This is a genomic window from Sphingobacterium sp. SGR-19 (assembly GCF_011043555.1).
In the GTDB taxonomy this organism is placed as follows: domain Bacteria; phylum Bacteroidota; class Bacteroidia; order Sphingobacteriales; family Sphingobacteriaceae; genus Sphingobacterium.
Genome location: NZ_JAAKGS010000001.1, coordinates 94,481 through 118,467, shown reverse-complemented (window position 1 = coordinate 118,467; position 23,987 = coordinate 94,481). Strand labels below are relative to the sequence as shown.

Below are 23,987 nucleotides of genomic sequence, written 5' to 3'. Positions count from 1 at the left end.
TATACCTGCGAAGCGACTACTTAAAAATAAAAAACGTCTAACAAAAACAAAAGGTCATCTCACATAAACAAAAAATCATCTAACGAAAATGAAAGGTCAGACAACTAAGCAAAATTAGCTGAATAAAATTTTGTTCCGTCAGCAGACATAGTTGCATTGTCGCTTAACAAAACACGTTTAGCAGACGTATATTTTGTGCCAACAGCGATGTTTTGACATTGTCGTCTCACAAAGCATACTTATTAGGCGAAGATTTTGCACCATCAACAGACATTGCCGCATCATTACCTAACAAAGCACGTTTAGCAGACGTGTATATTGTTCCAACAGCAGACGTTTTCGCATTGTCGTTTAAGGGTGGTAATTTATACCGCTATAATTTCCTTCATCATCCCGAACGAAACAAATAGTCAGGCTATTTTCTTTTAGGGTTCTTCGTTTTTTCGTACTTTTACCTACTTTCAAAGTAAAACAAACTGTATCAAAATAAAAGGCATTTTATTTTAAATGAGCGAAGAGACAAATTTTCCGGGCGAAAATCCAGATCAGAACACAGATCATCAAGAACACGAGTTAAATTCGACAACTATTCCCTTATCGGGCTTGTATGAAAACTGGTTTCTGGATTATGCTTCTTATGTTATTCTGGATCGTGCCGTACCACATATCAATGATGGTTTTAAACCTGTACAACGCCGTATCCTCCATTCCTTGAAGGAAATGGACGATGGACGCTATAATAAAGCGGCGAATGTCATTGGTAATACTATGAAATACCATCCACATGGTGATGCTTCGATTGGTGATGCGATGGTACAACTCGGACAAAAAGATTTACTGATCGACTGCCAAGGAAACTGGGGAGATCCGATTACGGGCGACTCTGCTGCTGCTCCCCGTTATATTGAGGGACGTTTGTCTAAATTTGCTAATGAAGTGGCTTTCAATCCGGATACAACGGAATGGCAATTAAGCTACGATGGACGGAATAAAGAGCCTGTTACGTTACCTGTAAAATTTCCGCTCCTCTTGGCGCAGGGTGCAGAAGGTATTGCGGTAGGACTGGCAACCAAGATCATGCCTCATAATTTCATTGAGCTGATTGACGGTTCTATACAGGTGCTGAAAGGCGAACGCCCCAATTTATTTCCCGATTTCCCAACAGGTGGGCTCGCGGATGTCTCGAATTATAATGAAGGACGCCGGGGTGGTAAAATTCGCGTGCGCGCGAAAATCGAGGAACGGGATAAAAAGACGTTGGCGATTACCGAAATCCCTTATGGAACCACGACAGGTGGTCTGATAGAGAGTGTGGTTACCGCCAACGAAAAGGGTAAAATCAAGATTAAAAGAATCGAAGATAATACGGCTGAAAATGTGGAGATAATCGTGCATTTGGCAGCGGGCATTTCGCCGGATGTAACCATTGACGCACTGTATGCCTTCACCGCCTGCGAGACATCCATTTCGCCGAATACCTGTGTTATCATCGATAACAAGCCACACTTTATGAGTGTGAACGACATCCTGATTGAAAACACAAAGCAAACGAAGGCACTGTTGAAACGGGAGCTCGAAATTAAGCTACACGAACTGCAGGAGAAAATATTTTTCAGTTCACTGCTCAAGATTTTCATTCAAGAAGGCATGTATAAACATCCGGATTATGAAAATGCAGGTGATTTCGAAACAGTCGTGCACGTATTAGATGGTCTTTTCGAACCCTTCTTCGATCAGTTTTACCGCGCGATCACACCAGAGGATTACAAAAGACTTATCGACAAGCCGATGAGTAGTATCACCCGATTCGATGTGAAGAAAGCCGACGAGCAGATGAAATCGCTGGAAGACGATATCAAAGTGGTTAAAAGGAATCTTCGAAACTTGACGGAATTTACCATTGACTGGTATGAACACTTGCGCAGCAAATATAGCAAAGGGCGGGAACGCAAGACGGAAATCCGTATTTTTGATAAGGTGGAAGCTTCACAAGTTGCGCTTGCTAACGCCAAACTTTATGTGAACCGCACGGAAGGCTTTATAGGGACAGGCATGCGGAAGGACGAATTTGTATCGGAATGTTCCGACATTGACGATATTATCGTATTCCGTGCCGATGGCAAGTATTCGGTAACGAAAGTGCAAGACAAAGTGTTCGTGGGAAAAGACATTATACACGTCGCCGTTTTCAAAAAAGGCGATGACCGTACCATTTACAATGCTATTTATAAAGACGGCACATCGGGCACCAGTTACGTCAAACGATTTGCGGTTACCGCGGTAACACGTGATAAGGAATATGATATTTCTAAAGGCACGAAAGGTTCCAAAATACTTTATTTCACTGCCAATCCAAATGGTGAGGCGGAAATTGTGAATATACAGCTTAAACCACATTCAAAACTACGGAAACTTAGCTTTGATATTGATTTTGCTGAAATCGCCATTAAAGGTAGAGCTTCCCAAGGTAACATCGTTTCCAAATACCCCGTTAAAAAGGTCTCCTTCAAAAATGCAGGTGTTTCGACACTTGCTGGACGCAAAATATGGTTTGACGATATACTTCGCCGCCTTAACGCGGACGAACGTGGTAGCTACCTCGGTGAATTTGATGGTGATGACAAAATCCTATTGGTATACAAAGACGGTTCCTATGAGTTCTCTAGCTTTGATCTCAGCAACCACTTTGACAGCAATGTCTTACGCATGGAGAAATTCATACCGGACCATGTGTATACCGCTGTTCACCAGGACGGTAAATCGGGAACGTACTATGTAAAGCGCTTTAAGTTTGACGACCAGCCCACCGGCAAACGTGTTTCCTTTATTAATGAAGCCCCCGGTTCTAAGCTTATTATACTGACAAACGGTACGGAACCCATCGTTCGGGTAGATCTGCTAAAAGGAAAAACGCAAACACCGGAAACGTTGGAACAACCCTTAAACGAGGTTATCGATGTCAAAGGTATGCGAGCACAAGGTAACCGGCTTTCGTTCCATACGGTAAAAAAAATTAAATTAATTACGGAAGAAGTTGATCTGACGAACAAAAAGGAACAACAAACTGATAAGGATATACTTGCCGACACCGACAATCCGGAAAAGGGAACAACAGAAGAAGTGTTAAAACAAGAATCTGATGATCAAAAAGTTGCCGTGGAGAAAAGTGAAGAAACGATTGCTGTGCAAGACAATCGGAGTGACGATATCAGCTTTGAGATCACGAATCCCGATGACATCAATCTAGACGATTCCGGACAGACCTCATTGTTTTAAATGTATAATGTGTGAACCGTTTGTGTAATGGCTTTCTATCATGAATATGTCAAAGTGATTACATTTATTATCATACATCAATGCGTAGCTGTGATATTTGCCTGATATTTGTACTATTCAACAAGTTTAAAATATAAAATGGAAAATACAATTATGGCAACATGGAATTTAGACAAAGCGCATAGCGAGATCGAATTCAAAGTAAAACATATGATGATTTCAAACGTTAAAGGATATTTTCACGACTTTGATGTTACAGTAAATGGTAGTGCAGAAGATTTAACACAGGCACAAGTAGATGTGGAGATTAAAACCGCATCGGTTAATACCAAAAGTGAATCACGGGACGAGCATTTACGAGGTGCTGACTTCTTCAACGCTGACGCTTACCCTATCATTCACTTTACAACAACTGAAATCAAAAAGATAGACGATGACGAGTTTGAATTAACCGGTGATTTAACCATTAAAGACGTTACCAAGCCGGCAAGTTTTATTGCTGAATTTGGTGGTTTGGCCAAAGATCCTTGGGGAAACCAAAAAGTTGGATACACGGTAAATGGCAAGATTAACCGTCAGGAGTTTGGTTTGACTTGGAATGCTGCTTTAGAAACAGGTGGCGTTATGGTCAGCGAGGACGTTAAATTTTATGCTGACGTACAATTTGTCCTTTCTTAAAATAAGAGAGAAACATAGAGACGCAACATCTTGCGTCTCTATGTTTTTATAAATGCTCTTTATATACCAATTTACGGATACCGCGCTCTAGTTCAGCGCGATCGTTTTCAGACAACACAATCGGTCGTTGTATAACTTCTATTAGATCATTCAATTGCGCCAACGTACGCACGCCTATCGCCGTGACATCCACAACAGAAGGACTGAGGACATACGCCAGTAAAAGATGGGTTTTACTGATACCCAGCGAAGTCGCGAGCTTTTCTACATTCCGCTTTGCACGTCCCACTTCTCCTGAAGTTAATTGCAAATAATCTTTTACTGGTTTATCGATTAACAATCCCTGTGTCAATGCCCCCCGACTAATAACAGAAATATTCTTCTCCTCCAAAAGCGGAAAAACAACTTCCGGCCTGCGATCTAAAAGATTATACTGCATCATGACGCTTACGATATTTGACTTTTCGGCATATTCCTTAATCACGTTTGGCCGTATAGAAGAGAGACCATAATAACGAATCTTACCCTCCTTTACCAACAGCTCGAACGCTTCTATGATTTCATCTATCGGATCCTCTATTGTGCCACCGTGCAATTGGTATAAATCAATGTAATCGGTGTTCAACCGCGCCAACGAAGCCTCTACCGCCTTGATAATGTAAGGTTTGGAAGCTTTCCAATCCCATGTACTACCATCAGAACGCCATTGATTACCGACTTTGGTTGCCAAAATGACTTTGTCACGTATCGATGCTAACGCTTGGCCGATCATATCCTCGTTCATGCCTCGCTCATACAGATCAGCTGTATCAAAATAATTAATACCTAATTCAATAGCTTGCTGCAGAATCTCTACGTTCTGTTTCGTTGCGCCGCCTTTCAATGACATCGATCCCAAACCAATAGGCGCAACGTGTAATGCTGAATGTCCTAGTTTCTTTAATGCTATCATTTCTAACGTAAAGTCCCTACAATGTGGCCGGTGCTTCTTGACCTTTTATCCCGATTAATTCGATTTCAAAAATCAATGGGCTATAAGGCGGTATATCTCTCCCCGCGCCACGTTCGCCATAACCTAATTTAGAGGGGATATATAACCTGTACTTCGCCCCACTTGCCATTAACGGAATGCCTAACTGCCACCCTTTAATAACATTGGTTAGATCAATATCCAACGGTTCCCCGCGTTCATATGAATTATCAAAAACCTTTCCATCCGCCAATGTGCCTTTATAATGTACCGTTACTTCATCCTCACTCGTAGGTTTCGCTCCACTCCCCTCTTGAATCACCTCATAATAAAGTCCATCTTGAAAATGCTGGATACCGGGTTTTTCTTTAACGGTGTTAAAAAAAGTGATCTCCTCTTCCTTGAACACCTTAATTTTTTCTTCCGCGGCCTTTGCAAAAGCCTCCTTAATAATACGTATTCCTTCTTCTTCGCCAATCAATTCCTCTTTTCCCTGTATGGCGTCATTTACACCTTGTAAGAAACTTTCAGAATTAATCTTAACGCCACTGCTCGTGAGTGAAGAACCTACGTCTTTACCCAATGCATAGGATACGGAATCGGTATTTGATTTTAAAACTTGCGCCTGCGTTGCGGACATACCTGTAAATGTAACTGCCATCACGGCAAATCCAATCTTGCTTATATTCATTGTTTATGTTTTTCCACTATATTCGTCACAATATCCCTCGTCATATTGGGGTAATCAACCGTGACTTTAATCTTACTGTTTAGCCATGCCTCAATAGCATAATCAAATTTTTTCTTCAAGCTAGCAATCACTGGAACGCCCATTTGCTCCAATGCCGCTGCGTTTAAATGCTGCTCATATTGATTTTTCATGGGAATCACCAGCAATTTCTTTTCCAAAAAAAGCGCCTCTGCCGGCGTCTCAAACCCCGCACCACATAATACTCCTGACGCATCCGCCATACTTTTCACAAACGTATCACTCTTTATTGGATTAATAGTGACGTTTTTCACGGTGAATTTCTTTTTGTTATGTTTAGAATAGACATCCCACTTCACATCCGGAAACTTAGAAAGGTTTTTTAGCAAATGTGCGTCATCGTATGCAGGTAGATAAACGGTATAGTGTCCATTATCCTTAGGGTCAAGCTGGCGGATAGATTCCCGTATTACCGGCGTATAGATATGATCATGGTAAGCTTTAAAGTGAAAACCGTAGGCGAAACTTGACGGCGCATAGTTCTTCATAATAAATTTACCCAACATATCCGTTTCCTCTGGTTTAGGACTTGCAGGGTCCAATGCGCCTATCTGATGGCTTAGCCCGACACACGGAATTTCCCGGGTTTGACAAGCCCAAGCTGAAATGGGTTCGAAATCATTGATGATAAGGTCGTATTTTTCAACAGGTAGACTATTTATTTCCTTAATAAATCTCCGAACAGTGGAACTCATAAAAGTTCGCCATAGATCCACACCACCGGATTTTCCAAAAATAAAGCTCAAACCGTGCAAACGGTATTTGACCGGGAATGGTAACTCGATATCTGCTTGGATACCGCTCACCAGCACGTCTACTTCAGCTAGTGTCTGCAATATCGGAATAATGTCCAAGGCTCTGCATAAATGACCATTACCCGTTCCTTGCACTGCATATAATATTTTCATTTCCGCTTATATATATAGCATTTATATAATTGCCCAAAGTACTAATTTTCCTGTAATTGGGGAACAAGTAACTTACTTTAATTTAAATTTATTATCTTTATGATAGACCATCTATACAAGTGAATTATGTACAGCAGATATTATTATGTCTTGGGCACGCTCCTTATTTTAATATGCAGTTCATGGGGATTTTACGCGCACAAAAAAATTAACCAAGCATCGGTGTTTACGCTACCTACGCAGCTTGCTAAGTTTTACAAACGGCACATTGATGTAATCACCGAAAAAGCGGTGGACGCAGACAAAAGATGTTATGTGGATTCTCTGGAATCTCCCAGACATTTTATTGATGTTGAAGAATATGAAGACGGGAATATCGATTCAATTCCTATCCATTGGAGTCGCGCAACAGAAAAATTCCAAGAGCGCAAGTTGCGAGCGAGCGGTATTGTGCCTTGGCAGATATATTTCACCTACCAGAAACTGGTGAAGGCATTTCGGGAAAACAACACAAATGCTATCATTCGCCACTCTGCCGATCTCGGTCATTATGTATCGGATGCACACGTACCGCTTCACACCACGCGCAACTATAACGGCCAGTTAACCGGACAGATCGGTATCCATGCATTTTGGGAGAGCAGATTGCCAGAAATGTTCGCTGACGGTTACAACTTGTTCGTCGGAAAAGCCGAGTATCTCGATAGTCCGCTTGATTCCGCATGGGCCATCGTACGGGAAAGCAATGCTTTGGTTGATTCGGTACTATTGCTAGAAAAAGAACTCTCCAACACATTCCCCAAACATCTACAACGAAGTTATATTACCCGAAACAATATACTTATTTTCAGCCATTCGGACGCTTATGCCAATGCTTACCATCAGCGTATGGAGGGTATGGTCGAAGACCGCATGCGAAAATCCATTCAGCGTACGGGTTCCTTTTGGTTTTCTGCTTGGGTAGACGCCGGACAGCCTTCTTTAAAGGGCAAATTCAAATCCGATCAAAAAGATGAAATAACTGATGTCCAACAAGGAAAAATTATCGGACGAGAGGAATGGCATTAGACTATTTTCGTCATTCCTCTTTGTAATATTTCTAACGCTTCCTCCATCTCATTTTTGTTTAAATGACCGAAACCTAATCGCATAGCGGACAAGGTGTTGTTCTGGTATAACAAATTCTTTGGAATAAATAGATTATCTTTTTTACACAAATTTGCTAACTGAAAAAGAGAAAAACGTTTGTCCCAAGTAGTCCATAGAGCTAAACCTCCTGAAGGTTTTTGGAACGCTACTATTTCGTTAAAGCGCGTTTTTAAAATCTCACAAAATAGATCACGACGTTCGCGGTATATTTTCAACGATTTTTTGAGATGTCGATGAATCTCCCCCTCCTCTATCATTTCGCCTAACGCCTGTTCCATGATCACATCTCCTTGCCTATCGATAATACCCAAGTATTTACGCATTTCTGCAATAAGGTTATCCGGAGCGACGACAAAACCTCTCTGAAAAGCGGGAGCAAGTGATTTTCCAAACGACCCGACATATACCACCATCCCATTCACGTCACCGCTTGCTAAAGGCATAACAGCCATCTGCTCATATTGAAAATCATAATCGTAATCATCTTCTACGATAATAAATCCGTATTCTTGCGCCAGCTGTAACAAGGCGATTCTTTTTTGGGCAGATAATGTTACCGTGGTTGGATAGTGATGATGAGGTGTAACATGTACCATACGTACCTCGCCCGGTTTAAAGTGTGTACGGATATAATCTATATCAATACCGCTTCCATCCACTGGAATGGTGCTTATGCTGGCGCCCATTTTTTGAAATACCATATTGGCGGAAAACATACTTAAATCGCCAACCAAAACATGATCTCCTTTCGAAAGCAAGATTTGTGAAATAATATATAGACTCATTTCCACACTGCGCGTGATGAGTAAGTTATTTTTAGAAATATGTAGGCCCCTTGAAAAATTCAGATAGTTACTCAATTGCTCCCTAAAAAATTCACTTCCTTCCATATTGTGCCCTGTAAGACGTTTCAAATTGTGCTTACGTTTCATCGAAGCGCTGTACCAGCGAGAAAGATTTTGCATCTGTGTAAGCCGTATGTCTGGTTGTCCATCGTTAAAAACCAAGTGATTCTTCGAAAATTCAAAAGGAGTGTCCAGAATTGTCGATTGGCTAAACTTGAATCCGGTCGAGGTAGGGTATTTTGCTAGAGAAACCAATTTTTCATAAGGTTTATCCATTTTCACCTGATGTGATTGATTGACGACGAATGTCCCCTTGTTTGGTCGCACCTCAACCCATCCTTGTGCTTCCAACTCATCATATATCGCAATAACCGTTTTGCGGTGCACTTGCAATACTTCGCTTAGGGCCCTTGTCCCCGGTAGCTTCGTACCTACCAATAAATATCCCCGCTGAACGGCATTTATCATCTGTTGAGAAACCTGCAAATATATTGGTTGTACCGATGTTCGGTCAATAAGCACAAAACTAGAGAACAAATCTAAAACCGGACTACTCATCTTATTAAAATTGGAACCGTATAACAATCCGGAAAGATAATACTTTTGCCGTATGAAATTCATAAATAATCATCAGATATTATTAGCCGCAGCATTTTTGCCGTTGTGGGGACAAGCGCAGGAAGTTAAAATAGACAGTATTCAAGAAGTGATCGTTCATGCAAACCGATTACAGATTCCTTTTAGTAAAGACAATAGAAATGTGGAGATTTTGAGCTCCGGACAGATCAAACAACTACCGGTCAAAAACTTGAATGAAGTACTCGGGCTTTTAAATGGAGTTGATCTGCGACAACGTGGCCCTTTTGGTGTACAGGCGGACGTAAGCATTGATGGGGGAAGCTTTGAACAGACACTGGTCTTGGTCAATGGTGCCAAAGTTTCCGATTCGCAAACGGCACATCACAATCTAAACTTACCCATCCCTTTAGATGCGATCGAAAGAATAGAAGTGCTTCGGGGTGCAGCAGCGCGCATTTATGGTATCAATGCTTTAACTGGAGCCATCAATATCATTACTAAGACCGTAGATAAAAGCTCGATACATGCCAATGTGTACACAGGGAGTTCGTTTAAAAACAGAGACGAAGAGGACAAAGACGGTATTTATTATCACGCCGGTACACAACTCGGTGCGAGATGGTTTGGTGATAAACATCAACATCAGTTATACTATAACAAAGAGAAATCTAATGGACAGCGCTACAATACCGCATCACAGAACGATAAAATATTCTACCAAGCGAACCTAACGATAGACGATGATAATGAGATCGAGTGGCTGGGTAGTTACATGTATAATCGTTTTGGCGCTAACGGTTTCTATGCTGCTCCGGGAGATAGAGAATCTGAAGAAATTGTAGAAACTGTATTTGCATCCATAAGCTCCAGACATCAGCTTTCAGAACGGTTCTACCTTAGCCCACGCGTAACCAACCGATACAACGAGGATGATTATCGTTATTTTAAGCACAACCTTTCTTCTGCGCGTTCACTTCATTATAACAATGCGTTTTCGATGGAGCTAAATAGCCGATACCAAACAGCATTTGGTGATTTTGGGCTCGGCCTGGAATCCCGCTTCGACCGCATCGCAAGTTCGAATATGGGAGACCACGATCGAAGCAATCACGGTGCTTATGCAGAGTTCCGAACCGAACGTTTAAAAAATATGACGGTCAATGTCGGTGCATATATCAATCACAATACACAGTATGGCTGGAAAGTCTACCCGGGTATCGATCTAGGTTATAACATTACACAGCATTGGAAAGTCGTACTCAACACCGGATCAAGTCAGCGTATACCCTCTTTTACAGACCTTTATTTAAACCAACGCCCGGGAAATATCGGCAATCCAAGTTTGTTTTCAGAAGACGCTTGGCAAACCGAAGGCGCGATTAAATTCCAAAGCACAAATTTCATTGCCCATGCAGGATATTTTTATCGGAACGTCCGAGATTTCATCGATTGGATAAGAACTGATGTCAACGAACCTTACCAACCATTTAATATGGGCAAGAACAAAGTACATGGCATAAACACGAATTTGCTATATATTTTCCAAGCGAACGATATCCGTTACCGGGTGAATCTCGGATACAATTATCTGGATGCATCCTTGGAGCAAATCGACGGATCCATATCCAAATATAATCTAGAAAACCTAAAACATCAGGCGAAGTTACTCTTCATGGCAAACAGCACCGTTTGGCATGCTTCTATAGCCAATCGCTTCCATCAGCGGATATCAGACAAATCTTATTTCTTAACGGATGTACGAATTGGATATCGCTTTCCGTTTCTTTCCGTGTATGCCGACGCACAAAACATATTTGATATCACCTATATCGAAACGAGTGCTATCCCCATGCCTGGAAGATGGTATAGTTTGGGCGTAAAATACGAATGGGGCAGATAATGCCCCACTCCTTTCACCGACTGTAAGGTGGCTTTCGCCTATTTTTATGATTCGTTGACCTAAATCCTCTCCTACCTTTTTCTCTTTCCCATTTATTTTGCTTTTACAAACACGAAACAAATGGGATGGTTTACAATTTTTAAAAAGAACAAAGATATTCGGAACGTAACTGAAACAACATCCGTTCCAGATAACGCATCTCCAGCATCTGTAGACGGTAAGTCGCAACTTAATGGAGCATCTATACATGATGGGCAAGGCATTTTTCTCATTTATAATTACCTGCAGCAGGATTTTGAAACGCGCGGATATCATGATGCACTTACCAGCCCCGACGAAGGCTATCGAAATGACAATATCAAATTGATTAAATATGATCTGGGGATTTTAATACAACAGGTCAGAACCTATCATGATTCACTCATGAAAGATATAGAGTTCCATATTCATTCTCGGGAACGCGCCGGATTGGTCGATTTGGTCGACGAATTAAGAATTAAACAAACCGACCTATTGGACCACATCGAAAAAGTAAAGGCATTTGAACAAGCATTGCAAGTGGATACGGGTTTATGTGAACGCGCTATACTGTCCTATAAACGAGGTTTTATGAAAGGCATGGCTTCTATTACCCAAGCCTATCTGTTAACAAAGAAATTTTAGGAGGATGAAGGATTGGTGGTTAAAATTCGGATGTTTTATAACGGGCTTCAATTATAATCTCGTCAAAAACTCCAGTGAGCAGTCGGCAAAGAATGTAAAAAAATATACGTCGGCCATGTTGCTTATTGTTTTGGTCTGGTTCTTTATCGGCTATAGCTTCGCTACACGTTATCTGCATTTAGCCGGTTGGGGCGGTGTTTTTGGCGGCGTATTAATGAGTTTCGTGGTTATTCAGATCGAACGTATTATTATTCTGTCTACACGCGTCAGCATTTGGTCTAGTCTATTTCGGGTACTGCTTGCTTTAGTAATGTCCATATTAGGCGCCTTCATCATGGATCAGATCACTTTCAAAGATGACATCGAATTACGTAAAGCACAGGTAATGGACGAGCGTGTAAAAGTTGCCGTCAAACAATCCGAAGAAGATATACAAAAACAAATTCAAGATTTGGATACCATGATTGCCGCTGCCAATTCGAGATACGAAACGGTAAGCGAAGATCTTAAAAAGAATCCGGTTATTATAACATCTTACACGAATCGCAGTGTGACGAGGGACGGCCAGGGCAAGGAGGTAAATAGTACACAATCGACCAACAAATCCGTCATGGAAAATCCCAAAAAACTGGAGATGGAACAATTGCATAAGCAGATCGAAACGTTACAAAACAAAAAGTTCGCACTGGCGGCGTCCATCATGTCCATTAAAGAACGGAAGGAACAGGAGCTAAATGCTTCCACTGGTTTCCTAGATGAATTGACGTTACTGCACGATGTCGTGACTTCTTCCTCGATAGGATTATTTGTTTATTTGCTTTTCCTGTTCTTTTTTCTTGCTATTGAATTGTTCGTTCTGGTCATGAAATTAACCGACAGCGATTCGGACTACGATAGGCTGCTTCGACATCAAACGGATATCCGGGTACAGATGTTAGATAAACTCCGCATCCCGTAAACAAAGCTATATCAGAAATTGTTATTCATTATATTAAACAACTAAAAACAAGTATATTATGTCATTCAAAGAAACATTTATCGTAAACGGTGAAAACCTGTTAAAGAAAATCAAAGAGATTATTGCTGAGGGTAATGTAACCAAAATTAGCATCTCCGATAAATCCGGAAAAGAAATCATGAGCTTCCCTGTTACCATTGGTGTGGTAGGCGTTGTCTTTGCCCCAATATTTGCTGCCATAGGCGCTCTAGCAGCACTTCTTACCGAATGTAAAATCACGGTGGAAAAACGGAAGGATGACGATGTTCCTCCTTCGAACGAACCACCAGCTGACGAACCATTGCACGGGGAAGGAACCATTATAGAGGTTAAGTAGGCCAAGTTTTCAAAACCAACTGCTTTGGATATTTGTTATGGGTATAACACATAATCAAAATATCATGGCAGCAAAAACAATTGGTATAGTTGTAGGATCTTTAAGAAAAGGTTCTTTCAGTAAAAAGATTGCAAATTTTCTTATCGAAAATGCACCAGAGGCCTATACACTGGAACGTATCGAAATAGGTGATCTTGCGTTATACAATCAAGATTACGACGAAGGTGAAAGCCCTGCAGCCTACGCTCCTTTTCGCAAAAAGATCAAATCGTTAGATGGGGTTGTTTTCATCACACCGGAATATAATCGCTCTGTACCAGGCGTGTTAAAAAATGCAATAGATGTTGGTTCCCGACCTTATGGCCAAAATGCATGGGGAGGGAAACCAACATTAGTCATTTCTTCGTCTATAAGCAACTTAAGCGGCTTCGGCGCCAACCATCATTTACGGCAGTCGCTTGTTTTCCTTGATATGCCAACATTGCAACAACCCGAGGTCTATCTGGCGAACGTACAAAAATTGTTTGACGACAACGGTCATCTGACTAACGAAGACACGGCTAATTTTTTAAGACAGGTACTGGATTCTTACACAAAATTTGTTGAACAGCATACTAAAGGTTCTCATTAATTAAACGCTCTAGTTCGTTTGCGGGGTATACGCCCGATTGTCTCCACCGTATTTCCCCTTTGCGGAAGAGAACCAATGTGGGTACACCACGTACCCCTAACGTTGATGCGACTTGGGGATTCTTGTCGACATCTATCTTTATGATAGAAGCACGTTCACCTACGCGCTCCTTTAGTTCATCCAATATCGGCGCTTGCATCTTGCAAGGGCCGCACCATTCGGCGAAAAAATCGACCAGAACCGGTTTGTCTTGATTTATTATCTCTTGGAATGTCATAGTGTTTCTTATTTTATTTTTTGAACATCGCGGACAGGAGCCACAAATATATAAGCATTTTGAAGAAGAAAAGTTTTAGTCACGCCATAATTTTGTTAATAAACATAATTTTGTTAATGAGGCAGCTTTTCCTTTAAATACCCATACAGCCACGTACCTGCAACAGCACTGAGCAAAGTCACGATAATCACAGTGACACCTGTACCAATCTGTGCATACAATGGTCCGGGACACGCTCCTGTAATCGCCCAACCGAAACCGAAAATCAATCCCCCATAGATTTGACCTTTATTGAATTTCTTTGGAGAAATGCTGATCGGTTCGCCGTAAATAGTCTTGATATGGAATCTTTTAATCAGCCAAACAGATAGAAGCCCTACCAATACTGCACTACCAATTATTCCATACATATGAAAGGATTGCAAACGAAACATTTCCTGTATACGAAACCAACTGATAACCTCCGATTTGACAAATATAATCCCAAATATTATACCTACTATCACGTATTTGATATGGTGATACCATTTATGTTCCAATCGGCTTTCATTGACGCACATCGCGTCCTGTGCTCTTTTTTCCAAATCTGTATCTTTGTAATCCATCTTTAGTCTTTAAAGTGATAATATATAGGGCAAAATCAGGTTCGCCATGATAAAACCTCCAATCATAAAACACATTGCGGCCACAAGTGAAGGCCATTGAAGGTTAGACAAGCCCATAATAGCATGCCCACTTGTACAGCCACCGGCATAACGCGTGCCAAATCCAACTAGAAATCCCCCCACTATCATCAGGAAAAATCCTTTTAACGTAAAAAGTGATTGCCAGTTCATGATGTCCTCAGGAACTAAATTATTATAGTTTGTTATACCATAACCTGCCAGTTCATCCGCTAATGCCGGATTCACAACCACGGGGTTTGGATTACTGAGGAGTCCCGCTCCGATAATGCCTCCTAACAGAATACCAGCTACAAAAAACAGGTTCCAAACTTCTTTTTTCCAATTGTACTGAAAGAAGGGTATTTTTGCTGGTATACAAGAAGCACATATATGGCGTAAAGATGAACTGATTCCAAACGATTTATTGCCCAGTAGCAGCAAGGCGGGCACTGTAAGCCCAATCAACGGCCCAGCGATATACCAAGGCCAAGGTTGTTTCAAGAATTCTAACATTTTCAACTAATTTTTATTAATTCCTTTCCATTCCTTCATCCCACCAGCATAATTTTTAATCTTGTCAAACCCATTTCTCTTCAAAAGAGAATAAGCAATAGTGGAGCGATCGCCGGCTTGACAATGAACAATGATCTGTTTGTCTTTGTTTATTTTATCTAGGTTGTTCTCCAATGTCCCCACAAACACATGGTCTGCTCCTTCTACATGCCCTGCTTCATATTCGGTAGCTCCACGTACATCAACGATCTGCACATCCTCTTTGACGATGGACGTTCTAAACTCATCTAGTGAAATCACTTCCGCTATTTCTAAATCCAAACCCAGGTCGTCGACATCTGAAATATAACCATATATATTATCCAAGCCGATACGCATGAGCTTACGTGTCAAATCTTCCATCTGGTTATCTTCTGCTACCAACACAAATTGTTCTTGGTAGTTCAGTAGCCAACCGCACCAAGTGGCAAAGGAATTGTTGCCCTGAATGTTTACGCTTTTTGGAATGAAACCTTGTGCAAAATCGGCTTTTTTGCGCGTGTCTATAACCGTAAGCCCTTTCTTGTACGCGGAAAGAAACTGTTCTCTGGATAATTTCGGATGTTTCGGAACCTCTATCAACAAGGGCCGGTCAACTTTGTTGAGGTGCTTCATCTTAACAAAATAGATTGGCGGTTCGGGCTGGTCGGCTAAAAGGTAATCAGCAAACCCCTGTTCATCATCCCCATATTGAAATGCCCAATTACGGATCTTTTCATAGCCTACCGTCGAACTGTGTACGGCTCCTAATGCTTTTCCACAGGCAGAACCTGCACCATGTGCTGGCCATACTTGAACATATTCCGGTATTGCTGCAAACTTTTTCAGCGATTGACACATCTGCTTAACACCAATTTCTTTTGTTCCCATCAGTCCGGCAGCTTTCTCCAGCAAGTCCGGACGTCCGATATCTCCTACAAACACAAAATCACCGGTAAATATCATGACAGGCTTATCAGTCGCGGGATGATCAATCAATAAAAAGCAGATACTTTCGGGCGTGTGTCCGGGTGTGTGGATGACCTCCAGACTGAGGTTACCCACTCTAATAACATCGCCGTCCCGCAATCCTTCATGTGGAAACTGATATTGCCAATCCTCGCCACCTTCATCGGAAAGATACATTTTAGCCTCGGTAACGGCCGCTAACTCCCGCGAGCCACAAAGAAAATCGGCGTGGATATGTGTTTCAGCGATGTGCGTTATGCGAAGATTATTTTCCTTCGCAATGTGCAGATATACATCTATATCTCTTTGCGCGTCAATCACGATGGTCTCACCTGTAGCTTGGCAGCCTATTACATAGCTAGCTTGTGCTAAACTTTTATCATAAACGTGTTGAAAAAACATATCTTTATTTTTAAGTAGTTCTATATTAACTTATTCTATTGTCTTATACAAAGTTCCTATTTTATTTTTTATTGTTCGGTTACTTTGGTTACACAAGTTTTGATTTCTAAAAAGTCCATTTCCGCGTGGCCGCTCCATAAAACTATTTGTCGACTAACATGTTATTATTAACAAAGACAAAATGAATATGACGTCATTATTCCAATACCGTGTACACCTTGTTGACAGCCCTTTCTGGGCTTTTGCGATCCATGATGGACATCAGGTAGACCCGGCTGCAGAGCAATTTATCCTGTTAGATGAAACCCAACGTTTAAGAGAAGAAGATCCCTATACTGCCTCGATGGCAGAATTACCCGTCAACCAACTTTTTGTTGCTACCTCGCGCTTTCAATTGGATATTAACCGAAAGGAAGAAGACGCCGTGTACCTTCGACCTGAACAGGCTTGGGGATTGAATGTTTGGAAAGACACACTACCGTCTACCATTTTACAGCAACTCTATGAGGAGCATAAGAATTTCTATCAGCAGCTGGATAACTATATACAACATACCATTGATAAATACGACTTTTTTATCGCTTTTGATGTACATACGTATAATGCCCAACGAATCAGTGAAGAAGAGCCGATCGATAAAAAAGCGAATCCGCAGATAAACTTAGGCACATATTACAACGATGAAAAATGGCGATTGGTTATCGACAAATTTATAGAGAGTGTACAGAGCCAACAACTGTTGGGAGAAGCTATTGATATTCGGGAGAACGTAAAATTTAAAGGTGGATATTTGGCGCAGCATATTCTTCAGAAATTTGGTGACCGAGGTTGTGTCCTGTCGATCGAATTCCGAAAAGATTTTATGAACGAATGGACGGGGCTTCCTTATCAACCTATTATACTTGAATACAAACAGTTATTGCTTCGTGCGTTAAAAGATTTGCAAAAAATAGATGCATATGGAGTTTAAAGACAAAATATTGCCTCAACTATTACGGGCAATTAAAAACAGGACGCCCATACATAAGCAAATCCCGAATCGGGGAAAAATTATCTTTAACAAAATAGTTCCCTATCTATTCATTTATCGTGTGCCCGAGTCGGGTAAAGACCGCGTGCTGTCGGAACTAACTAAATCGGAGCTAGCTAGCGTGATCTTTTTGCCCAATGGTGATGACGATCAGATAAGTCAGTGGATTCCGAAATTGACAAGCGCGATGGCAGATGAATTTGGCACCTGCTTACTCATTGAGGTTTGGAATGCCGCGGTTGATCAAGATACAGATATTGCAATTCATCTTTCGCAAAAAAATGCGCTGGTGCTGGCCGAGTATCTCAAGAAAAATATAGAGACGGAAGCACCTGAACTTCTCATCGAGCTCAAGAAGGAAACGAAGTTACCCCGACCGCCCCGACTTCCACTTTTGGTAAACACGGAAGATACAAAAAGTAACATTGTCCTTTCTCTGGGTATATCTGTTCGCAAAACATATGAGGATATCAATGGTGTACATTTACCATTGTTGGCTAGGGTTTTTCGAGAGTCTTTAGCAAAAGGTCTTTCACGCTTATTCTTTGAATTTGTGCGGCTGTATACAACGGCCAAGGCCACGGAGTTTAAAATGAAGGGTCAGGAAAAACTTTATACAGAGATATATGAAATCGATCGGGCGCTGGCGAAAGAAAGTCAAAAATTTGATTTTCTGCTGCTGACTACGCCGACCAATTCACACGACGCATGGTTACAGTTCAAGAAGGATAGATTCCGAAAAACACCTATTTTTCATTATCGTCCTATTCCAATCGATCCCGATATCGTGAAGCGAAACCTGTATAACCTACGTATTGAAGATATCTACGACCCTACAATTGCTTATCTTTTTAGAGATAAGCGGCGGGAACTCGACGATATGATGACTATGCTCGCTTCTCGCGGTACATCGGATTTCAAATATGGAAGCTTGATGGTTTTTGGGAATGTAGATGAACAATTATACGATTTGGCAAAAGCCGTACTCACTGCCATTGATAGTATTGCACAACCAGATCGGCAAAAACCAGAAGAAGAATATTTAGATGCCAAAGCATTCGCGCAGTTAGCAGAAGAGGAAATATCATTTCTCCAACAACAATCCCCTACGTTCAAAACCAGCGTACGGGTACGTGATGATATCGCTGGGGTTATGGTAAACCATGGTGTTCTAAATATCAGTAAGCAATATAAGATAAGTAAGCGGCGAGCACTCGCACTTATCCAGCATGAAGTGGGCACTCATATCATTACCTACTTTAACGGAAAAGAGCAGCCTTTTAGTTTCTTCAGGTTGGGTGTTCCCGGATATGAACAGTTGCAGGAAGGACTGGCCGTTCTTGCCGAATATCTAGTTGGCGGGCTTACCAATGAACGGTTACGCATATTGGCGGGGCGTGTCATCGCAGTACAACATATGCTACTCGGGCATTCGTTTGTGGAGACATTTGATATGTTGCACGAAGAGTATGGTTTCAGCATGAATACCTCCTTTACCATGACCATGCGTGTATATCGTTCAGGTGGGCTCACAAAAGACACTGCTTATTTGCAGGGATTTAAAGAGCTTATTCAATATATACAGGAAGGCAAAGATTTGAATCTATTGACCATTGGCAAGATCCGAGAAGACTATCTACCCATCGTGCACGATTTGATCCAACGGGGTGTATTGAGACCGCCGCGCATTAAACCGCGTTACTTAAGCGAGCCTTATACGGAGAAATTGAAAGATTTAAATCAATTTGCCAGTATTTTTAAAATGATTAATTACTAATATCAAAGAAAATATATGAACATCGCATTCGTAATCAACCAAACCCACAAAGAGGAAACTATATATACCACCACTTGGTTAGCTTTTAACGCACATAAGCGTGGACATAGCGTGCTTTATATAGGTTTAGCTGACTTTACTTATCATCAAGAAGACAGTGTGGGAGCATATTGCCGTATATTGCAGCCTATGGAAGAGGTAGAAACCCCAGATCAATTGCTTGAAGTTCTACGCAAAAAAGAAAAAGAGTATGTTGATGCACATGATATGGATCTACTTTGGCTTCGTTATGATCCGGTTGTCGACATGATTAATCGCCCATGGGCTTCCGCAACAGCGCTCCAATTCGCACAGCTCATCAAACGGAGGGGGACGTGGGTTATTAACGACCCCGACAAATTAGTTGAGGCTACAAACAAATTCTATTTAGAATACTTTCCAAAGGAAATTCGTCCGAAAACCATAATTACCCGTTCTTATCAGGATGTGATATCTTTTTTGGATGAGCAAAACAATAAAATTATCCTTAAGCCATTAACGGGATCTGGAGGTAAGAATGTTTTCTTGGTGAAAGAAGATGAACGACATAACTTAAAGCAAACGGTAGAAGTCATTACGCGCGACGGCTATTTACTAGCGCAGGAATACTTGCCCGACGCCGCAAACGGTGATATTCGTTTTTTCCTGTTAAATGGCGATCCGATACAAGTAGACGGAAAATATGCGGCCGTTAACCGTGTACAGAAAAAGGGAGATATCCGGAGCAATATCCATCAGGGGGGAAGTGCCCAACAAGCGAATATTAATGACACCATCTTGGGTACAGTTTCCAAAGTCACGGAGAAACTTAAAGAAGACGGCATGTATTTCGTAGGACTCGACATCGTAGGTGATAAAATAATGGAAATCAATGTCTTTAGCCCAGGCGCACTCAACTTGGCCTCTAAACTTAATGATGTGGACTTTGTTAGTTTTGTTTTAGATCATATAGAAAAACAAGTTGAGCAACGGAAAAATTCGAAATAGAAATATATAACTTGAAAAACGCCTTTCAAAATTTTGAAAGGCGTTTTATGAAGGTTCTATTTTACACTCTTTTCCAGTTCCCTTACAAAATCCTTTCCCCAATAATGGATATCATAATATTTCACTTGATCATACAACCTATTGATACGTGCAGTCCGTTCCGCTTCTGGCATAAGCAGCGCTTTTAATAAGCTCTCTTTCATACTTTTCATATCATAAGGGTTAGTCAGAACTGTATAGGGTAATTCAACCGATGCACCCGCAAACTCCGACAACACCAAGGCGCCCGCGCCCTTAATAGCTCCTTGCACGGCAACGTATTCTTTTGCGACCAGATTCAATCCATCCCTCAATGGTGTAATCCAAGCGATATCGCTGATAGCGTAGAGCTGCACGACCTCTTCAAAAGGCAGTGACCTATAAAAGTATTGGATGGGTGTCCAATCCATTGTCGCAAAACGACCATTGATTTCACCTACCGCACGGTTAACCTCATCGCGTATGTCATCGTATATTTTCATGCCTTGTGAGGGCGGTGTACAAATATTTACCAACTCCACTTTTCCACGATATTCAGGGTTTTCCTCAAGAAACTCACCAAATGCGTGAATTTTTTCTAATGGTCCTTTTACATAGTCGAGACGTTCTACGGAAAGAATAGTCGTCATCCCGCTTGTAGCTTTCTTTTTAAGCGCAGAGGAAACTTCCTTTTTAATATCTGCTTGTTTGAGAATAGACCGTATCTTTTCCATATTCACGCCGACGGGCTGTGCACCTAACCTTATTTGGCGACCATCTATCTCGATAACTTTTGTCATCTGGCTTACCCCTAAAGCGCAGCTGTAAGTCAGAAACTGTTTTGCCGTGTTGATCCGCTTTACGACCTTGAACGGTGTATGCGATCGCAGTACATCAATAAAATTCTCCACGTAGCGTGGTATATGGAAACTTATGAAATCACATAGCAATAAGCTTCCTATAATCTCCTTACGCCACGGGATGATGTTGAAAATATCGGCCGCCGGAAATGAGGTATGGTGGAAAAAACCAATCTTTAAGTCCGGACGTAGCGGTTTTAAATAGGCAGGAACCATCCAAAGGTTATATTCGTGAATCCAAACCAAGGCATCTTGATCAGCTTCTTTCGCAATACGCTCGGCAAAGATTCGGTTAATTTTTAGATAATGCTCCCAGTCGTCGTGATTAAATTTCGCCTTGTCTACAAAAGAGAAAATTGTAGGCCAAAAAGCTTCTTTGGAAAAAACACGATAAAACTGATCTATATCCTCTTTCGAAAGACCGATGGTAGCTGCCACCAAGTTCGGATATTTATCCTCATCGATCAATTGATTGGGTACATTGGGGGTATTCTCTTGTTGGACCTCCTCTCCGACCCAAATACCGGATCGTTCTTTTTCGAATAGTCCAAGTAATGATGGGATAATGCCATTGGGACTTTTCGGAGTTACCCTCTTCGGTTTACCATCAACAATCTCTTGTTCAAAAGGCAATCGATGGTAAACCACCACCAGTTGATTAGAACCTTTGCCAGGTTGTGTCGATTTATATTTATGCACCGAATCGGCATATCTACGGAAAGGTTCAAAGTAAGTCATCGACTCTATAATGCCCCCCGCTCCCGACTCGACCGCGTGATAAACATTTTCATAACTGGCCGTATGTTCAAGCAAAGATGATTCTGCCTCTCCTACTACGACTCCCTTATATCCCGTATCATACAAAGAGAGATCATTAAGCGTATCGCCCGCAACCAATACATCACCCTCATTAATGTGCAGATGCTCAACCAACGCTTTCAATGTGCTCCCTTTGTTCACATCTTTGGGTAATATGTCCAAATATTTATTAACCGATGTAATTACATCACAATCGAAACTCTCCGCTATTTTATAAACATGGGATAAATTCGTGCCTGTATCATAGTAGAAAGAGCAGCGACGTTGTTGAGGAACTTCTTGATAAACCACATCCGTTTTTTCCAAAACACGCGAACGTATTGCATAAGGAGAAGGCCATCTGCTCTCGATATTTCCTTGTATCGGTTCTATGGCTTCTAATGTTAACCCGTTAACGATAGTCGCCCCGACATCCGCAATAATATAATCAGGTCTCGGAATGAGCGGATCATTGAGCAAGGGGATAACAGATTCTAAACCACGCCCAGTAACAAACACTAACTGTATTTCGGAAAATTGTTTAATTAATCGATACAGACGCAGTCTATTTTTCATGCTTCCACCTAAAAATGTTCCATCTAAATCTGTTGCTAATAGCATCATATTATGTCCTTTTTTATCGTTTTAAATTCTAAATGTGATTGGCATATGTATATAAAGAATCGTTTAGCTGTTACCGTTAGCCGGATAAGCTTAGAATCTTTTGCCATTTGAAAAACTCAAATATACTAAAAATTAAACTATTAAGCAAATTGAAATGTAATTTAGGATCAAACGGTTATCATCTGCCTAACAAAATTATTTACGAACTATAATAAACTAAAGATAATAAGTTGTATATTTAACGAAACCTATTGACGTGTTTTATGTTTACTAAACTAATTGCTGTAGACGACCAAAAAATTGGCACAGTACATTTCCATGCTTTTGTAATCAAAATACAGGACGACGAGGTCGGTTTTGCTATTTTTATGGATGAATTGCCCACACCATTACTGTATTTTTACCGAGATAGTATAGACAGCATTACCTTTAAAATTGATAACGATCAATTTTTGGCGATTGTCAAAAACAGTAAATTCACGAGTGAGGTACGAAAGGAACTTTATAAAGAATTCGAGTTTTTTTTACGCACGATGGAAGAGCGAGCAACGGCTTATTTATTTAAGAATGCTGCTATAAAATATATTACAAACTCCCGTGACATCATCCGATATAAAAACTATTATATTTCTGCTGGTACAAAAACGTTCGAGCAGGAATGAAGGTAGGCAGAATACTACCTTCAGAGCCCCTCAAACAACAGTTTTTTTGTATATTATTATCTTAGGAGATAACTAGTTGAGAATAATAACCTCCACACGTCTGTTTTTCTGACGGCCTTCTGGTGTTTTATTATCTGCTATCGGACTCGTCTGTCCTAAGCCCTGTGTACTAATACGAGATCCTGATACACCTGCATCTTCCAAGAATTTCTTAACCGAAGCAGCTCTTTTTTCTGACAACCATTGGTTGTATTCTGCCGTCCCTGTTGCGTCCGTATGGCCATCCACACGTACCTTCTTTGCCGTATCGTTGATCAGCAGTTTTGATAGTTTACTTAATTCTATCTTTGCCTTATCTGTTAAATAGGAAGAATTTGTTGGAAACAAAAGGTCGGAAGAAAGTGTAAATTTAATTCCCTCGTCCGTGCGTTTGGCATCTTTAAACTCACCTTTCACATTTTTCAAACCGTCGTCAGTTCCATCCTTAGAAACGACAGCACCGGGATTAACCATAATAGCTTGTTGTTTGCAAGACGTTACACCAAGAGCAACGATAAGTGAAAATGCAACCGTACTTAGATATTTCATGAATTTGTTTTTAAGTTATGCCGTAAAGATAGTAATTTTCAAAGTTCAAGCCTAAGGC

23 protein-coding genes are annotated in these 23,987 nt (G+C 41.0%); 13 read left to right on the top strand and 10 right to left on the bottom strand.

Annotated elements, in window-relative coordinates; translation table 11 throughout:
- The first annotated feature begins 218 nt into the window (after window positions 1–218).
- The 3 genes from G5B43_RS00540 to G5B43_RS00530 all read left to right on the top strand — a co-directional run bounded on the left by G5B43_RS00540 (window position 219) and on the right by G5B43_RS00530 (window position 3,954).
- Window positions 219–410 carry a hypothetical protein gene (locus G5B43_RS00540; protein ID WP_165292774.1) on the top strand — a complete coding sequence of 64 codons (192 nt, stop codon included), beginning with the start codon at window positions 219–221 and terminating at the stop codon, window positions 408–410.
- A 97-nt stretch (window positions 411–507) separates the two neighbouring features.
- A complete protein-coding gene (locus G5B43_RS00535) occupies window positions 508–3,276 on the top strand; it encodes a DNA gyrase/topoisomerase IV subunit A (RefSeq protein ID WP_165292773.1) in 2,769 nt (922 codons plus the stop codon).
- Between the two features lie 153 nt (window positions 3,277–3,429).
- Window positions 3,430–3,954, top strand: a complete 525-nt coding sequence (locus G5B43_RS00530) for a YceI family protein (RefSeq protein WP_165292772.1) — start codon at window positions 3,430–3,432, stop codon at window positions 3,952–3,954.
- 46 nt (window positions 3,955–4,000) lie between these two features.
- Here G5B43_RS00530 and G5B43_RS00525 read toward each other — a convergent pair whose 3' ends face one another.
- From G5B43_RS00525 to G5B43_RS00515, 3 genes are read right to left on the bottom strand one after another with little or no spacing between them, the layout of a single operon-like run.
- Complete coding sequence (locus G5B43_RS00525) at window positions 4,001–4,906, bottom strand: aldo/keto reductase (protein ID WP_206367187.1); 906 nt, start codon at window positions 4,904–4,906, stop codon at window positions 4,001–4,003.
- Window positions 4,907–4,922: 16 nt separating this feature from the next.
- Window positions 4,923–5,615: an FKBP-type peptidyl-prolyl cis-trans isomerase gene (locus G5B43_RS00520; protein WP_165292771.1), complete on the bottom strand. Its 693-nt coding sequence runs from the start codon at window positions 5,613–5,615 to the stop codon at window positions 4,923–4,925.
- On the bottom strand, window positions 5,612–6,601 hold the full coding sequence (locus G5B43_RS00515; protein ID WP_165292770.1) for a glycosyltransferase family protein: 990 nt from the start codon (window positions 6,599–6,601) through the stop codon (window positions 5,612–5,614). Before G5B43_RS00515 ends, G5B43_RS00520 begins: the two co-directional genes overlap by 4 nt.
- A gap of 126 nt (window positions 6,602–6,727) precedes the next feature.
- Between G5B43_RS00515 and G5B43_RS00510 the strand changes: the two genes are divergently transcribed.
- On the top strand, window positions 6,728–7,669 hold the full coding sequence (locus G5B43_RS00510) for a zinc dependent phospholipase C family protein (RefSeq protein ID WP_165292769.1): 942 nt from the start codon (window positions 6,728–6,730) through the stop codon (window positions 7,667–7,669).
- Here G5B43_RS00510 and G5B43_RS00505 read toward each other — a convergent pair.
- Window positions 7,666–9,153: a PLP-dependent aminotransferase family protein gene (locus G5B43_RS00505; protein WP_165292768.1), complete on the bottom strand. Its 1,488-nt coding sequence runs from the start codon at window positions 9,151–9,153 to the stop codon at window positions 7,666–7,668. The genes G5B43_RS00510 and G5B43_RS00505 overlap by 4 nt on opposite strands.
- Before the next feature lie 52 nt (window positions 9,154–9,205).
- On the opposite strand from G5B43_RS00505, the gene G5B43_RS00500 reads away from it, so the two are divergent.
- From G5B43_RS00500 to G5B43_RS00480, 5 genes are all read left to right on the top strand, one after another.
- A complete protein-coding gene (locus G5B43_RS00500) occupies window positions 9,206–11,074 on the top strand; it encodes a TonB-dependent receptor plug domain-containing protein (RefSeq protein WP_165292767.1) in 1,869 nt (622 codons plus the stop codon).
- 120 nt (window positions 11,075–11,194) lie between these two features.
- The gene (locus G5B43_RS00495) at window positions 11,195–11,737 is read left to right on the top strand and encodes a hypothetical protein (protein ID WP_165292766.1); all 543 of its coding nucleotides are present in this window, start codon (window positions 11,195–11,197) and stop codon (window positions 11,735–11,737) included.
- Between the two features lie 4 nt (window positions 11,738–11,741).
- Window positions 11,742–12,695 carry a DUF4407 domain-containing protein gene (locus G5B43_RS00490; RefSeq protein WP_165292765.1) on the top strand — a complete coding sequence of 318 codons (954 nt, stop codon included), beginning with the start codon at window positions 11,742–11,744 and terminating at the stop codon, window positions 12,693–12,695.
- A 58-nt stretch (window positions 12,696–12,753) separates the two neighbouring features.
- Window positions 12,754–13,071, top strand: a complete 318-nt coding sequence (locus tag G5B43_RS00485; RefSeq protein ID WP_165292764.1) for a DUF4342 domain-containing protein — start codon at window positions 12,754–12,756, stop codon at window positions 13,069–13,071.
- Between the two features lie 64 nt (window positions 13,072–13,135).
- Window positions 13,136–13,702 (top strand): NADPH-dependent FMN reductase, encoded by a 567-nt coding sequence (locus G5B43_RS00480; protein ID WP_165292763.1) that lies wholly within the window; start codon window positions 13,136–13,138, stop codon window positions 13,700–13,702.
- Here G5B43_RS00480 and trxA read toward each other — a convergent pair.
- The 4 genes from trxA to G5B43_RS00460 all read right to left on the bottom strand — a co-directional run bounded on the left by trxA (window position 13,686) and on the right by G5B43_RS00460 (window position 16,546).
- Window positions 13,686–13,991 (bottom strand): thioredoxin, encoded by a 306-nt coding sequence (gene trxA, locus G5B43_RS00475; protein WP_317167467.1) that lies wholly within the window; start codon window positions 13,989–13,991, stop codon window positions 13,686–13,688. The genes G5B43_RS00480 and trxA overlap by 17 nt on opposite strands.
- Window positions 13,992–14,092: 101 nt before the next feature.
- Window positions 14,093–14,584, bottom strand: coding sequence for a DUF6691 family protein (locus tag G5B43_RS00470; RefSeq protein ID WP_165292761.1), 492 nt, complete (start codon window positions 14,582–14,584; stop codon window positions 14,093–14,095).
- A gap of 9 nt (window positions 14,585–14,593) precedes the next feature.
- Window positions 14,594–15,157 (bottom strand): YeeE/YedE family protein, encoded by a 564-nt coding sequence (locus G5B43_RS00465; RefSeq protein ID WP_165292760.1) that lies wholly within the window; start codon window positions 15,155–15,157, stop codon window positions 14,594–14,596.
- A gap of 6 nt (window positions 15,158–15,163) precedes the next feature.
- Window positions 15,164–16,546, bottom strand: coding sequence for an MBL fold metallo-hydrolase (locus G5B43_RS00460; RefSeq protein WP_165292759.1), 1,383 nt, complete (start codon window positions 16,544–16,546; stop codon window positions 15,164–15,166).
- A 187-nt stretch (window positions 16,547–16,733) separates the two neighbouring features.
- Between G5B43_RS00460 and G5B43_RS00455 the strand changes: the two genes are divergently transcribed.
- From G5B43_RS00455 to G5B43_RS00445, 3 genes are read left to right on the top strand one after another with little or no spacing between them, the layout of a single operon-like run.
- Window positions 16,734–17,516 (top strand): N-formylglutamate amidohydrolase, encoded by a 783-nt coding sequence (locus G5B43_RS00455; RefSeq protein WP_165292758.1) that lies wholly within the window; start codon window positions 16,734–16,736, stop codon window positions 17,514–17,516.
- The gene (locus G5B43_RS00450; protein WP_165292757.1) at window positions 17,506–19,353 is read left to right on the top strand and encodes a flavohemoglobin expression-modulating QEGLA motif protein; all 1,848 of its coding nucleotides are present in this window, start codon (window positions 17,506–17,508) and stop codon (window positions 19,351–19,353) included. Before G5B43_RS00455 ends, G5B43_RS00450 begins: the two co-directional genes overlap by 11 nt.
- A gap of 15 nt (window positions 19,354–19,368) precedes the next feature.
- A complete protein-coding gene (locus G5B43_RS00445; protein WP_165292756.1) occupies window positions 19,369–20,379 on the top strand; it encodes a glutathione synthase in 1,011 nt (336 codons plus the stop codon).
- Between the two features lie 56 nt (window positions 20,380–20,435).
- Here G5B43_RS00445 and ggpS read toward each other — a convergent pair whose 3' ends face one another.
- Window positions 20,436–22,679 (bottom strand): glucosylglycerol-phosphate synthase, encoded by a 2,244-nt coding sequence (gene ggpS, locus G5B43_RS00440; RefSeq protein WP_240904682.1) that lies wholly within the window; start codon window positions 22,677–22,679, stop codon window positions 20,436–20,438.
- A gap of 263 nt (window positions 22,680–22,942) precedes the next feature.
- Here ggpS and G5B43_RS00435 point away from each other — a divergent pair, with 263 nt between their 5' ends.
- Complete coding sequence (locus G5B43_RS00435) at window positions 22,943–23,341, top strand: hypothetical protein (RefSeq protein WP_165292755.1); 399 nt, start codon at window positions 22,943–22,945, stop codon at window positions 23,339–23,341.
- Between the two features lie 72 nt (window positions 23,342–23,413).
- On the opposite strand, the gene G5B43_RS00430 is transcribed toward G5B43_RS00435, so the two are convergent.
- Window positions 23,414–23,929, bottom strand: coding sequence for an OmpA family protein (locus tag G5B43_RS00430; RefSeq protein ID WP_165292754.1), 516 nt, complete (start codon window positions 23,927–23,929; stop codon window positions 23,414–23,416).
- Window positions 23,930–23,987: the final 58 nt, after the last annotated feature.

Coding starts and splice junctions, on each gene's coding strand:
- G5B43_RS00535 (WP_165292773.1), top strand. CDS start 508: ATGAGCGAAGAGACAAATTTTCCGGGCGAAAATCCAGATCAGAACACA.
- G5B43_RS00530 (WP_165292772.1), top strand. CDS start 3,430: ATGGCAACATGGAATTTAGACAAAGCGCATAGCGAGATCGAATTCAAA.
- G5B43_RS00525 (WP_206367187.1), bottom strand. CDS start 4,906: ATGATAGCATTAAAGAAACTAGGACATTCAGCATTACACGTTGCGCCT.
- G5B43_RS00520 (WP_165292771.1), bottom strand. CDS start 5,615: ATGAATATAAGCAAGATTGGATTTGCCGTGATGGCAGTTACATTTACA.
- G5B43_RS00515 (WP_165292770.1), bottom strand. CDS start 6,601: ATGAAAATATTATATGCAGTGCAAGGAACGGGTAATGGTCATTTATGC.
- G5B43_RS00510 (WP_165292769.1), top strand. CDS start 6,728: ATGTACAGCAGATATTATTATGTCTTGGGCACGCTCCTTATTTTAATA.
- G5B43_RS00505 (WP_165292768.1), bottom strand. CDS start 9,153: ATGAGTAGTCCGGTTTTAGATTTGTTCTCTAGTTTTGTGCTTATTGAC.
- G5B43_RS00500 (WP_165292767.1), top strand. CDS start 9,206: ATGAAATTCATAAATAATCATCAGATATTATTAGCCGCAGCATTTTTG.
- G5B43_RS00495 (WP_165292766.1), top strand. CDS start 11,195: ATGGGATGGTTTACAATTTTTAAAAAGAACAAAGATATTCGGAACGTA.
- G5B43_RS00490 (WP_165292765.1), top strand. CDS start 11,742: ATGAAGGATTGGTGGTTAAAATTCGGATGTTTTATAACGGGCTTCAAT.
- G5B43_RS00485 (WP_165292764.1), top strand. CDS start 12,754: ATGTCATTCAAAGAAACATTTATCGTAAACGGTGAAAACCTGTTAAAG.
- G5B43_RS00480 (WP_165292763.1), top strand. CDS start 13,136: ATGGCAGCAAAAACAATTGGTATAGTTGTAGGATCTTTAAGAAAAGGT.
- G5B43_RS00470 (WP_165292761.1), bottom strand. CDS start 14,584: ATGGATTACAAAGATACAGATTTGGAAAAAAGAGCACAGGACGCGATG.
- G5B43_RS00465 (WP_165292760.1), bottom strand. CDS start 15,157: ATGTTAGAATTCTTGAAACAACCTTGGCCTTGGTATATCGCTGGGCCG.
- G5B43_RS00460 (WP_165292759.1), bottom strand. CDS start 16,546: ATGTTTTTTCAACACGTTTATGATAAAAGTTTAGCACAAGCTAGCTAT.
- G5B43_RS00455 (WP_165292758.1), top strand. CDS start 16,734: ATGACGTCATTATTCCAATACCGTGTACACCTTGTTGACAGCCCTTTC.
- G5B43_RS00450 (WP_165292757.1), top strand. CDS start 17,506: ATGGAGTTTAAAGACAAAATATTGCCTCAACTATTACGGGCAATTAAA.
- G5B43_RS00445 (WP_165292756.1), top strand. CDS start 19,369: ATGAACATCGCATTCGTAATCAACCAAACCCACAAAGAGGAAACTATA.
- ggpS (WP_240904682.1), bottom strand. CDS start 22,679: ATGATGCTATTAGCAACAGATTTAGATGGAACATTTTTAGGTGGAAGC.
- G5B43_RS00435 (WP_165292755.1), top strand. CDS start 22,943: ATGTTTACTAAACTAATTGCTGTAGACGACCAAAAAATTGGCACAGTA.
- G5B43_RS00430 (WP_165292754.1), bottom strand. CDS start 23,929: ATGAAATATCTAAGTACGGTTGCATTTTCACTTATCGTTGCTCTTGGT.